The sequence below is a fragment of the Bacillus sp. DB-2 genome (genome assembly GCF_003315125.1).
Classification (GTDB): domain Bacteria; phylum Bacillota; class Bacilli; order Bacillales; family Bacillaceae_G; genus Bacillus_A; species Bacillus_A mycoides.
The window spans coordinates 132,423-145,494 of sequence record NZ_QNRN01000002.1; the positions used below are offsets into that span (position 1 = coordinate 132,423).

Annotated in this window: 7 protein-coding genes; 3 read left to right on the top strand and 4 right to left on the bottom strand. The window is 35.8% G+C overall.

Annotated elements, in window-relative coordinates; all coding sequences use genetic code 11:
- Window positions 1-392: 392 nt before the first annotated feature.
- Window positions 393-1,280 carry a type II CAAX endopeptidase family protein gene (locus tag DET63_RS03690; protein ID WP_113935888.1) on the bottom strand — a complete coding sequence of 296 codons (888 nt, stop codon included), beginning with the start codon at window positions 1,278-1,280 and terminating at the stop codon, window positions 393-395.
- 360 nt (window positions 1,281-1,640) lie between these two features.
- On the opposite strand from DET63_RS03690, the gene DET63_RS03695 reads away from it, so the two are divergent.
- The 3 genes from DET63_RS03695 (at window position 1,641) to DET63_RS03705 (ending at window position 5,660) form a co-directional block, all read left to right on the top strand.
- Entirely contained in the window at window positions 1,641-2,978 is a 1,338-nt protein-coding gene (locus tag DET63_RS03695) for an erythromycin esterase family protein (protein ID WP_113935889.1), read from the top strand.
- 201 nt (window positions 2,979-3,179) lie between these two features.
- A complete protein-coding gene (locus DET63_RS03700) occupies window positions 3,180-3,758 on the top strand; it encodes a sensor domain-containing protein (protein WP_098780070.1) in 579 nt (192 codons plus the stop codon).
- A 114-nt stretch (window positions 3,759-3,872) separates the two neighbouring features.
- On the top strand, window positions 3,873-5,660 hold the full coding sequence (locus tag DET63_RS03705; protein WP_113935890.1) for a helix-turn-helix transcriptional regulator: 1,788 nt from the start codon (window positions 3,873-3,875) through the stop codon (window positions 5,658-5,660).
- A gap of 259 nt (window positions 5,661-5,919) precedes the next feature.
- Here the strand turns inward: DET63_RS03705 and DET63_RS03710 are convergent, their stop codons facing one another.
- From DET63_RS03710 to DET63_RS03720, 3 genes are all read right to left on the bottom strand, one after another.
- Window positions 5,920-8,310, bottom strand: a complete 2,391-nt coding sequence (locus tag DET63_RS03710; RefSeq protein ID WP_113935891.1) for a penicillin acylase family protein — start codon at window positions 8,308-8,310, stop codon at window positions 5,920-5,922.
- Window positions 8,311-8,411: 101 nt separating this feature from the next.
- Window positions 8,412-11,840: a DUF4132 domain-containing protein gene (locus DET63_RS03715; RefSeq protein ID WP_113935892.1), complete on the bottom strand. Its 3,429-nt coding sequence runs from the start codon at window positions 11,838-11,840 to the stop codon at window positions 8,412-8,414.
- A gap of 111 nt (window positions 11,841-11,951) precedes the next feature.
- Complete coding sequence (locus DET63_RS03720; protein ID WP_113935893.1) at window positions 11,952-12,719, bottom strand: DnaD domain-containing protein; 768 nt, start codon at window positions 12,717-12,719, stop codon at window positions 11,952-11,954.
- Between the last annotated feature and the right edge of the window lie 353 nt (window positions 12,720-13,072).

The window sequence follows — 13,072 nt, forward strand, 5'->3', positions numbered from 1 at the left end:
TATAATTTTTGACATACTTGCTTATTCTATACAATGTTTCACATATATTCCACAAGAATATTTAATGAAATTTCATCAATAAAAATGCTATTCAACCTTTATCCATACCTTATTCATACTAACCTCCTAAAAATAGTAAGGTAAATAAAAAAGGAGCGTATTTCCGCTCCTTTTTTATCTTTTCACGATTGAAGTTATTGAATTTTTTCTTATAATCTAACCACATCTATCTTTTCGTATAAATAAATTTTTATACTCATAAATGTATCAAAAAATTTTTATCTATATTCGCTTTTTGTTTGTATTACTTTTACATTTACTTTATTCGTATTACTTTCATATCTTTGAATATTCATGATTACACCTCCATTATATTTGTATATAACATCCGCCTAATTATGATATTTGGTAAAATTCACTATTCGAGACGTAATTATTGCAGTAATTAAGATAATAATAGCGGTTATCAAGCCAGATTCTCCAATCCAAATCTCAGTTTGATATCCTGTACTTGCACGTGTGAAAGGTCCTTGAATAATGGCATTCCAAGTAGCATGGATGATAACCGAAGGCCAAATGCTACCTGTGATAAGTCGTAAATAAGCTGTAATATAACCGAATGGCACAATACAAAGATAGATACCAAGTACTGAAAGAACGACAGATGGTCCCGCTACATATAGGCCAGCAATAACAATTGGAACATGCCACGTTGCCCAAATCAATCCACTAATAAGGATGGGCCGTGAAAACTCTGCATCGACTAGCCTTGTGAGCATATAACCTCGCCACCCCATTTCTTCTCCCAAAGCTGGGATTAAGCCAAGCAAACTTCCGAAAATGCCGCTCAATACTACTAGATAAATGAAACTGAATGGTGCCGTTACATACTGAAGTCCAAGCATATTGTAGATTGGTTCTAACATACCACCTTCGGGATGCTGAAACCCCGCAATTCCGCTCAACCAGGCGATAGAATAAGTAATTCCGCAAATAATCATAGGGATTAGCAGAGCAAAACCAATCCCCTTCCATATCTTTAAGTTACCGAGACTAAAAGATACATCTTTAAACCCTTCTTTCAGTATTATGCGAGTCAAAATAGAAGATAATGCTGGGGTAAACATATATACCACAATAAGCGGCATACTTTTCGTAATTATTACTACTACATTTAGGATAATAGAAGTAATGATTAAGATACTCAGAAAGAGTTGAAGTCCTATTTTAGCACGTTGGATTTTATCTTTATTGTGGAACGATTTTGCGTGTAATCTCATTGTAATCCGCCCTTCCCTTTTCATTCACTTGTTTATCGAATTTACTTCTTGTCATTTCTACAGACACAACTTAGAATAAAAATATTTTTGTATACAGATTCATTCATCTTTAAAATCCCTCCCAAATTCATAATCTAGTTTTACTTGCGACTCATCCATGCAATTATTATTTATAAGTTGTCATAACCGATAGTACAAAAGTGTAATGATTAGCATATGACCTGTGTCAATTAACCTTATGACAATATGTAACTAGAAAATATGATATGGGATAGATAACAATTGAATTAAGGCAATTGATTCGTGCAAGTACATGAATCAATCTTGCTTTTAAAAATAATTCAATTGAGGTGGAAAAAAATGAATAAGAAAAGAATAATTGCAATGGTTAGTACAGCTTTATTAGTCACAGGATGTGTAGAAGTAGGAAAGGCTCAAACAGTAGCAGTCGAAAATTCAGGCCAATCAATCCAAAAAAATATAGTTAAATCAATACAATCACAGGCTTACCAATTAAAAACGATAGAGCCGTCAAAATCATTTGAGGATTTAAAACCACTTAAGAAGATGATTGGGAGTGCACAATATGTAGGATTAGGAGAGAATACTCATGGAAGCTCTGAAATTTTCACTATGAAGTTTCGACTTGTGAAATATTTGGTTACTGAGATGGGTTTTACAAATTTCACAATGGAAGAAGATTGGGGAAACGGCTTAAAGCTAAATGAATATATCCAAACAGGAAAAGGAAACCCTAGGGAATTTTTAAACTTGTTATATCCTACTGATGAAATCATAGCCATGATTGAGTGGATGAAAGATTATAATGCTGATCCATCCAATAAAAAAAAGATCCAATTTATCGGGCTCGACTTAAAGGAATTGGACCAAGGTTGCTTTAATAAAGTAATTGATTATGTAAGGCTGCATCGACCAGATTTGCTGGCAGAAGTAGAAGAAAATTATAAAGAATTGTCGGCTTTTAATGGAAGTACACAGGAATATATGAACCTTGCTCCTGAAATAAAAGAAAAGTTCAAAGCAAACGCTGAGAAAGTAGCTCGATTACTAAAAGATGAGAATAATCAAGCCAACACAGAAATAGTTTTACCCGAGTACATCTGGGCGAAAGCAACGGCAAGTGCAATAGAAAAATTTACCACAATGCTAATTCCTAGCGACTATCCAAGTATGTTAAAGCTACATGAGCAATACTTGGCAGATCATGCAATGTGGGCACAAGAGACATTGGGTGGTAAAACGATGGTATGGGGACACAATATTCATATAGCTAAAGGAATTATCGATGAGAAATTATACCCTTATGTTGCGGGGCAGTTTTTGAAGGAACGTTTAGACAATAATTATGTCACAATTGGTAGTACAACTACGGAGGGGAATTTCACCTTATACAGCGAATATGACCCTTCCACTGGAGGTAAGATTACAACACGTGATATTCCACAAAATGTAAATAGTTTTAATTATACCCTTGGAAAAGTACCATATAACATGTTTTTATTGGATAACCGTCACCTTAAAGGACAAGCAGAGAAATGGGTTAAAGCAAAAAGACCATTACTAAGTATAGGGGGACAAATCTTCCCAAACGAATCGGCATACTTTGATAAATCATTGCTTGAGCAATTTGATATTATTTTTCACATTCGAAAAACAAGTCCATCTCATATTAAATAAAAGTACAAAACAATCCCTTCTTGCATCTGCAAGAAGGGATTGTTTTGTGGAGATTAATAAAAGCAACTTTTTTAACCAGAAGTAGGTTACTCTCCTCTTTTTAACATCATTTAAAACTGTCATATGACACTTTTACACTAGTGAGAATGACAAAAAAAGCAGTATAATCCGGTTATTACATAGATAGGAGCGATGAACTTTATGAAATCAAGATTCATCCAGAATGGTTATTTTTTATTGCTAACTTTCGTTACAGGCTTGTTTTATTTTTGTTTTTACCTAATAGCTCTGCTATTCAGCTTCACCCTTTCATTTACGGTAATTGGGATTCCACTAGTTATACGTGTACTACAGACTACTACACCTTTTATCCAATTCGAGCGTATACAGACGAAAATTTATACAGATATTTCAACAGACTCTTATGATAGAAGTATAACAATAGATACATCGAACTGGACTCAGGTGAAATTAGTGCTTACAGATCGTCGTACTTGGTCTGCTGTCTTTTGGTTAATGCAGAAATTAGTGATTGGCATTTTCAGTCTCATTAGTGCAATCATTTTTTATGTAATGCCACTTATGTTGCTGTTGGCACCACTACTGTATCAATACATCGAAATGAATATTATATTCATACAGATAGATACTTTTGCCAAGTCCCTCTTTGTAATGTTTATGGGTATAGTATTTACCGCCATAAGTATTAGAATAGTAGATGGTTTGACAAAGAAACTTGGGGGCTATACACGTAGCATGATTCGGCAACTAAATCGATAGAAGTTTGCAATCTGTGAGTAGTATCGCAGTTTTAAATTTAAAAGTATAATAGGCATGAAGGATTAAATTATAATATATGAAGTAAAAAGGTAGGCTACTTAGGGGGTAAATGACTTGTTAGATATGGTTAAGTATTGGTTTTGGTACGATTGGATTATGTTAGGAGTCCGTATACTTGTTAGTGTCTCTATCGTCCTAATCACATTAGATTTTCAGGATGGTTTAACATTGCCACTTTGGATTATTATTTTTTGGGAGGTTGTTGCCTTCTCTATTCCATGGGTAGCCTTACTGTTCAATTACAAATATTACTTGTTCACAGAAATACTGCTATATGGTGGACTGTGTATATATTTAACCTCTTTATTTCCGGAAGCTAACAAGACATTTCTTATATCGGTTTTTCTGATTGCTGCGAATAGTAAGCATTTGTCCTACTATTGGACAGCTCCAACAACAGTTTTTATAACAACTGGAATTTTCCATGCGGTTGCACCAAGTAATAGCTATTGGATTTTGGTTACCTACTATGGACTTGCTTATGTAATGGGCTTCGCTTTCCATTTATTAATCGTCAATCATAAGCAAAACGAAGCGATTCGTAAACAAAATGCAGTACTTGAGCAATATATGTCTCAGATTGAACGCATTACACTGGCAGAAGAACGGAACAGGCTGTCGAGCGAGCTTCATGATACAGTTGGTCACGCTTATACTTCTATTATTATGGGGATGGAAACGTTGCGTACCGAACTTGCTACTGAGATGGGTATACAGAGGCTAGATTCTCTGCTTGAAATGGGACGTAAAAGTATTGAGGACGTGAGAGGTTACCTACATCAAATGGATTCTCCGTGTCAATCCCCTTCCTTGATTCAATCTCTACAAAATCTTGGAGCCGAATTTCAGGAGCACGCTCAGGTGAATGTAAGTTTTAGGACATTCGGAGAGGAATATCAACTATCTCGGCAAGCGAAGATCGCATTCATTCGTTGCTTACAAGAGTCCCTTACGAATGCAGTACGTCATGGCCAGGGGACTGAAATTATAGTTTCATTGCAGTTTGAACAACAATATACGAGGTTAGAAGTTCAAGATAATGGAAAAGGAAATATAGAATGGCAAGAAGGCTTCGGTATGAATGCGATGAAAGAACGGGCAATGAATTTGCAAGGTCAATTGTCTGTATATACAAAGCCAGAGGAAGGAATGCTTGTTACATGTACCATACCGCGACAAACTGAAATAAAAGATGGACTTATTCGTTTGTTAATTGTAGACGATCAGCCATTTGTTCGGGAAAGTTTGAGGACACTACTCGATAGATATGAAGATTTAAATGTAGTCGGTTTGGCTGAGGATGGCAATCAAGCCATCGATTTGTGCGGGCGCCTTCAACCCCATGTTATACTTATGGATTTAGATATGCAGCACATGGATGGTGTCGAAGCAACCAAAAAGATTAAGCAACAATGGCCACATATCCGTGTATTGATTTTTACAACTTTTCAAGATACCGAACAGGCGTTGGAATCACTTCGCAACGGTGCGGATGGTTTTCTACTTAAATCTATTGAAACGTTGGAGCTAGCTAATACGATCCGACTTATTCACAAAGGTGGGACACTGATTGATCAGGGAATGTCTCACAAAATATTTGAGAAGTTTGATGAGCAAATCGAGACACCACAATCAAAAGCAAATGCTTATGAGCTAACAGCTAGAGAGATAGAAATATTGCAGTTAGTAGCAAAAGGACTTCGATACACTACCATAGCATCAAGGTTATATTTATCGAATGGTACGGTCAGAAACTATGCTTCCACAGCTTATACAAAGTTAGGAGTTCGTAACAAAGAAGAAGCTGTTCAAAAGGCTCTAGAAATTGGAATTATTGAATAATAAAATGTTATGCGGTGTATAAAAATGAGCAACAAAGAAAAAGAACGCTTTGTGTGGTTTCTTTTGTAACAGAGTAAATAAGCCCCGTTATCGTATAAGTAAATGTTAAAACACTTACTGTTTTGTCATAATAAAATCATTGAATCTTATTCTCTAAAATACAAAAGCCTACTATCAATTTAACTGATAGTAGGCTTTTAAAATGATTTAAGAACTGGGTTATGTTCTAATTTAACAGTTTTCATCAGTGGAAATATTATCACTTCGGCTGTAAAGTTAACACTTTCCCTTCTATTCCCTCCATATTCAGTGTAGTCGTATGATACGTTCCGTTTACCCAATCATCTATTTGATCATGATACCAATCGCTTCTAAAGTTTCCTGATTGTCCTGGCCCTACGATATGATAACCGTTTGACATATCTTTCGTATCAATAACGAATCGCCAAGAAGCTCCGTGATTGACAATACCGTTATCTCCGTAACTTGCTGCTTGAACGGTAACTTGGCTTCCGCCAATTGGAACTGGTTTCTCACGATTAAATGCAAGTAATGCTAACATACTAGATGATCTCGAAATCGGATGTGTAAAAGCAAGTTGATGGTAATCGCCCCACTTCCATTCTCCAACATTCGGTCCATACTCCTTCTGCAAGTTCTTCATTACATTTACGTACGATGTATGTACAACTTCTGTGAAGCCTCCGTACTTCGTAAACCAAGCGCTATTTTCTCCTGCTACTTGTTTACGAATCAATTCATCAACTACTTGTGACTTCCCTTCAAATAACTCCATCACATCTTTCGGTATTTCTTTTGAAAATAGCGTATTCGAAATCTCTTTCATTAACAAATGGAATATTAATGGTGCCGCTTCATCTTTACTATCGTAAAAATTCCACTTTGTTAATTGTTTTACGCCTTCTTTCTCTACTTCATTTAAAGATGCTTTATTTAACTCTTTTAACAATATAGGACTAAACTCTTTCCCATATAAATTTTTTTGATCCATCTGTAAATCTTCTAAATCTTTCACCGTATACTTTTCCTTCTCTTGTAAAAACTCTTGAATACGCATTTGCCTATACGGCTGCGCCCACGTATTACTAATATGGTATGGATAATCGTCATCAACAATTTTATTATTTGCAGTTGAAATAAACCCTTGTTTTGGATTTATTACTTTCGGTAGCTGATCAAACGGAATATACCCTTCCCATTCATATTCATCTGTCCATCCTGGCACTGGCAAACTACCATCACCTTTTTTACGTACTGGTATATTTCCATTCGCTTTGTAAGCAATGGTTCCGTCATTTGATGCAAACACAAAGTTTTGAGTTGGTGTATGAAAATCTTGAAGAGCAGTTTCAAACTCATTCCAGTCTTTCGCTTTATTCATATTTAATACAGCCTTTAATTCAGCTGATGGCTCTAAAGCAGTCCATTTCAAAGCGAATACTGTTTTCGTTTTCTCTTTCCCTTTATCTGCAAACTCTGAAATTACTGGACCATGCCTCGTAACCGTCACGTTATACGGAATTGTTTTCCCGCCTTTTACTTTAATAGATTCATCAACAACCGTAGCTTTTTCCCACCTATCGTTATACAAAAATTCATTTTCATTATTAGGATTTCGCTTCTCAATATATAAATCTTGCACATCAGGACCAGTATTCGTAACGCCCCATGCTATTTTGTCATTGTGACCTAATATAACACCTGGTACTCCTGCGAAAATAACGCCACTCACATTTAAATCTTTCATTTCAAGTTGCGATTGATACCAAATAGAAGGCGTCGCAAGAGATAAATGAGGATCATCTGCTAAAATTGGCTTACCAGACGCACTCTTCTCACCGCTTATGACCCAGTTATTACTACCGTTAAACTCAGGCGGAATGATCGTTTTTGCAAAACTTTGTGCTACGTCCACATTTGTATTTTTCAGTTCAGCTAGCAATCTAGGTGCATCTTTCGGATATGTAGGAAATAGTTCATTTGCTTGCTCTTCCGGAAGATTTTTCAACGCCCAATATCGAAATGCTTGTCCGTGCCAATGTCCTCCTAAATCAAACGCCATATACTTTCCAATCGTTAAAGAATCCACGATTGACCATTCAGCAGGTTCATAACCTAATAGAGTAAACTCCACTGGCAATTTCTTTTCGGCCTTCGCTTCACGTATAAAAGTATTCACCCCATCCGCGAATGACTGCAGGGCATATTTCGCTTCCCCGTCATATTGACTAACAGATGCTTCTGCCGCTCGCCGTAAACCGAGCGTTCGAAACAATTTATCTCGATCAACAGCTGCTTCCCCTACAACTTCACTTAACATACCAGAAGCTTGTCTTCTACTTAAATCCATTTGAAACAAACGATCTTGCGCTTGTACATACCCTTGCGAGAAATATAAATCATGCGCATTTTCCGCTTTAATATGTGGTACACCTTTACTATCTCGTTTCACCGCAACAGCATGTTGTAAATCCTCAAGTTTTATCGTTCCATCTATCTTTGGCATAGAACTCAACGTATATATGTTCAAAAAAATCATAGCGCAAATAAACAAAAAAAGAACAATACTACTAGACCAAATAAAAATTCTTTTTCCCCTATTTCGTTTCTTTTTTATGACGACTTCCATACAATCCCTCCTCTCTCAATCTATTCGCTTCTATTGTGAAAGAACCTTTTAGAAAAATTGAAAAACCCCCTTCATTTTCCTATCAATGAAGGGGGTTTTTCTTATCGTCCGCTACGCCAGCTTTCATTATGACCAAGATTTGACTCGGTCGTTAATTGCACATCATATAATACTTCACTAAAGAAGCGCTTATCTACTTGTTTTGGTACAATGCGTCTCTCATCATCAATTTCGTCATATTCATATGAACCACGGTTCACTGTACCGGCTTTATAAAATTGAATCTCAAATACACATACATCTTCTTCACCTTCATATCCAATCGGCGCTCCGCTAAATGAAAGCTCTGCCCCTAATCCAGTGCGAGTATCTTCTTTATAAAACGTATAATAAACACCGCCATCTTGAACAGATCCGCGAGTCCATCCAAGTTTCGTCATCTTACCGAATAATGAGCGACCATTTAGTAAAATACCGCCAAATCTCTCAGCAGCAACCTCATCATTTTCCTCTACTACAAACACTGGACGTTCAATTTGTAGGAATGGCTGGACAATTCCCGAATTGGTCAGTTGCTCTTTCCACAACTCCTTTTCCGCCCCGGATAATTCTAACGGATGAATTAAACCGATAACAGTTCCAGATGAAAATTCATGATTCTCTCCTATCATTGAATAAAACATATCATCCTCCGCACATCGGAACGTTTTTAGCAACTTTCCTTCCGTATATTCACCCCAAATAAGTGAAATGGCAAATTGCTTCATAATTGGATTTTCCATAAATACCGGCTTCCACGTATCGTATGACCAATAGCGCTTTAGTGATAGCGCGGCTTCCAAACGTTGTTTCTGCATGGAAAGAGTACTTCGAAGATCCTTCTTTAAAGAGGTTAACTCTTTCTTAGCTTCTTCAGCTTTTTCTACATCATCTTTTGCATTCGGCTTTGGAAGTGACTTCATACGTTTTCCTTCTTCTGTCGCTAATTCAATTTTTGACTCTGAAGTTAAAATAGCAGTAAAACATCTATTTCCAAAATCAATCTTCTTTTCACCACGTATATTGAAACCAAGGTTTGGTACCAATTGATCTTCCAGCTCTTCTTCCGTTATACCACGTGTTTTCGCAGCAAGACTTAGTGCTTCTTTTGCCGCATTACGCACTAACTTATGCTTATATTTAAATGCCATCGCATGAATAGACTCAAGTGCAAGCTTAGATGAGGACAACCCCAGAGCGCGAACAGCATCCGCTGCAATCTTTCCTCTCATATGAAGCACCCATTCATCAATTTGCTTTTTAAGTATGCCTACCATTTTGTCATCACTAAACATTCCATATAATGAAAGGATTCCCCGTTTCTTCACATCTGCATCTTGAGAAATCCATATTTGATATATTACTTGTACATACTCTTTCAAGTCTTGTTCATTTAAAGTACTACCAATTACTTCAGCTGCCTCTTTCTTCTCAATAACAGAATCTGAAATATACTGCTGTATATAAGCTAACGGAACTGTTGCGTCTGCTATTTCCTTTGAATCGCGAAGACGGATCGTTGGTTCAAACCCAATCCACTGTACAAGTGCATTTCTTTTTTGTTCCGTTACTATACGACTACAAAGTTCTTCGATATTTCTTGAATCTCCTCCTACTTTTCCTATTTCAAGTAATGGAGCAAACTTCTCAATAAAAGGGGCATTCTTCTTTTCTTGTAAAGCTTCCTGTACAAGTTGCATATATTTTTCAATCTTATAATCTATAAGTATTTCCATCACATGTTCACGGACAATTTTCTTTTTATTATTAAGTTCAACTGCTACATCTTCTGCCGCTTCTACATCTTTTGAAAGAAGTTTAACTACAGACTCACGCATTTTTTTAGATGAAGCGCCTAAGCTTTTGATTAAAATTGGACGCATTTTAACCATGTTATCCCTTGCTAACTCTTCTAAAATATATGCTTTTGCCACAGCAGAATACTCATCAAATCGTTCAATTATGTATGCTTGCTCTTTTACAATGACATGAACGAGCGCTTCCTTCGCCTTATTTCTCTCTTCACTGTAGCATGCAGCTTGTTCAACTGCATAAGCGATAAGCTTTTCCTTACTTAACCCATACGAAAGAAGATCTTCTAATACTTGTTTCGGTTCTATCCCTCTGACAGAACATTCGTAAAGAAGTTCATATAAATTCACACTATAATCATCTCCGAATTGTAGTGTAAGTACAGCTTCCCTCTTCGCTACATCATCTACATCCCAAAGAAGTACAACCTCTAACACCGGCATACCCCAATACATACTTCTATATTTCGGATTTTTAAGTATTTGCTTCATATCCTCAAGTGACACTTTCCCTATTAAATAATCACGATATGTATCCCGCACTGTAGACAATTTAATTTGCAAAGCAGCCACAAAAAATTCTTCTCGCATTTTCCCTCTATTTAGCTCATGTCCTTTTTCAGCTAACATTCGTGCGATGATGAGATAATTAATTTTACTTAAATAATGCAAAGTACGTTGAACAAATCCAGGATTTTCTTCCACCATGAAGCATAGTAATTCATATTCATACGTCTTACAGAAATCTTCACTATTCAAATCATGTTGCCTCAGCCGGTGTGCAAAGAATCTTTCCTCAGAAACCCAAAACTGTTTACAAAACATTTGAATCTCTTCATATGTTTTCTTATTTACACTACCTGTTCTTTTGTAGTTTTGAGGCTGGCCGAGAGTGTGACACATATAACGTGTTGCATAGTTTATAAAACTCCACACATTTTTCTTCGCTAATATCTCAACATATCGCCTCGCAACATTTGAATACTTATGAACACTAAATAATAATCGCCAAATATGTTCTGATAAATTCCCACCTATAAATACTTCACTATCATCTTTACCTTTCATATATTGTTTAACCGCTTCAACCTTTTCCTTTTCTCCTGGTAGTCTCAATATAAATTCTGCATGCTCTTCTAATCTCTCATTCAATAAAGAACTATATGTACGAAACTTTTCATAATCTACATCGAATATTACAAGAAGTAATGTTAATTGTTGCTGAGTTGGTAAAGCGTGTAATTGTTCATCTATATAGTTCGGGTTCTCTTTTGTTAATTCTCTAAGAAAAACATCTGCTTCATTCACATAACTTGAAATACTGGATAAATATTTACATGCAATTGCTACAAGTTTGTCTAAAGGAAGTGCACTTTTTTCTAAATAAACCTTCATTTCAGGAAAACTTACATGTGCAAAACGTACTACAAGAACATTTAATAATTGTCCCTCGAGTATATGGTAAAATAACCGAAAGAAATCCGGATCTTGTTTATATACTTTTCTAAAATCATTTATAAATTGCTCGGCAAAATCGCCTCTTTTTTGATCTCTAATTGTCGTTAGTTGAATATTATTTAAAATCTCTTCTTCTCTCGTTTCTAAATAACGTGATGATAATTGTTCCTGTTCTTCTGTCATATGAATATATTGAAACAACTGAGATGTATTAGTAGTCAAACTTTGTTCCCCCGCATCTTTTTATCTATTATAAAAATCCCCTTATTTAATTGTAGTATAGCATACAACCCACCGCATACGAACGTATATTCTGCATTAAATTTATGTAAATTAAAAAACACTACTCAAAACACTTCTCCTTCTCTCTAAACTTCCCATTACACACTTTTCTCCACTATATTCGCTACACCAATTCCTCAAGATACCCTTTACATAAGCAAGTGTCCCCTTATTATGTTCAAACGCAATTTTAAGTGCCTCTAGTACTTTATCTCCTGAAACTCTTTGCATCCATTCCTTTAATTCCTTCGCGATATATGGAGATAGACTACTAATGTTTTGTTCGTAAAATTTATAAACTTCACTATGCGAAGTGGCATCCTCTACTCTTTCTACCTCTTCCTTCTCTTCCTTCTCTTGAATAATTGCTTGTTGTGAATTACTACTAACCTCTTCCTCTGGCATACCAAAATACTGAAGTAATAACGGAATCTTGCATTCTTCTTCAAGACATTTACGTAAAAACTTATGTAGGAACTCTTTACTTTTCACCATTTTCAGCTCACGTAATACACATTTCTCTATGTTCGTATTAAAAATAGGATTATAGTGTAACCAATTTATAATGAATAACTCTTTCGTTTCCGCATCATATAAAATCTTCCCGTATTTCACAAACCGGTTCAATAACTTCTCAACAGTCTCCATACTGTAACCAGTTTCAAGCTCTGCCAAACGCTTCGGTAATATGTAAATACCACATTGCTTCGTTTTCGTACCAGTTAACAAATATATGTAAAAATAACGCTCTTCTGGCGTTAAATCTAATATGAATTCATCTTGCCAAAAGTTCACCTGCACATTACGGTACACCGCCATATGTTTCCCACCTCCTTTTATTCATAAAAAGGAAAATTTCAATCCTTCAATATACATATAGGAATGAGGGGTTTATTTTTGCATTTGAATTCCAAATTTTTTTAACTACTACTACGCCGGTTTTATTTTTTCGCGCTTGTTTTGTTCTTGTAGTTGTTTTTGTTTTGTTTTTTCTTAGTGATTTATTACTTGGTAGGTGCTTATAATGGGCTTCGAAGGGGCTTATATAGTGTTTTCATTCCTCTCTTATCCGATGCCTAATTACAAATGTCTCAACAATCTTCATATATTGCAGACAACCATTATGATTCACCTGCTCATATTTACACGAAAATAAAAAGCACTTGTTGCCT

Bases quoted from the DNA above. Each gene is read 5' to 3' on its own strand.
- DET63_RS03690 (WP_113935888.1), bottom strand. From the start codon at position 1,280: ATGAGATTACACGCAAAATCGTTCCACAATAAAGATAAAATCCAACGT.
- DET63_RS03695 (WP_113935889.1), top strand. From the start codon at position 1,641: ATGAATAAGAAAAGAATAATTGCAATGGTTAGTACAGCTTTATTAGTC.
- DET63_RS03700 (WP_098780070.1), top strand. From the start codon at position 3,180: ATGAAATCAAGATTCATCCAGAATGGTTATTTTTTATTGCTAACTTTC.
- DET63_RS03710 (WP_113935891.1), bottom strand. From the start codon at position 8,310: ATGGAAGTCGTCATAAAAAAGAAACGAAATAGGGGAAAAAGAATTTTT.
- DET63_RS03720 (WP_113935893.1), bottom strand. From the start codon at position 12,719: ATGGCGGTGTACCGTAATGTGCAGGTGAACTTTTGGCAAGATGAATTC.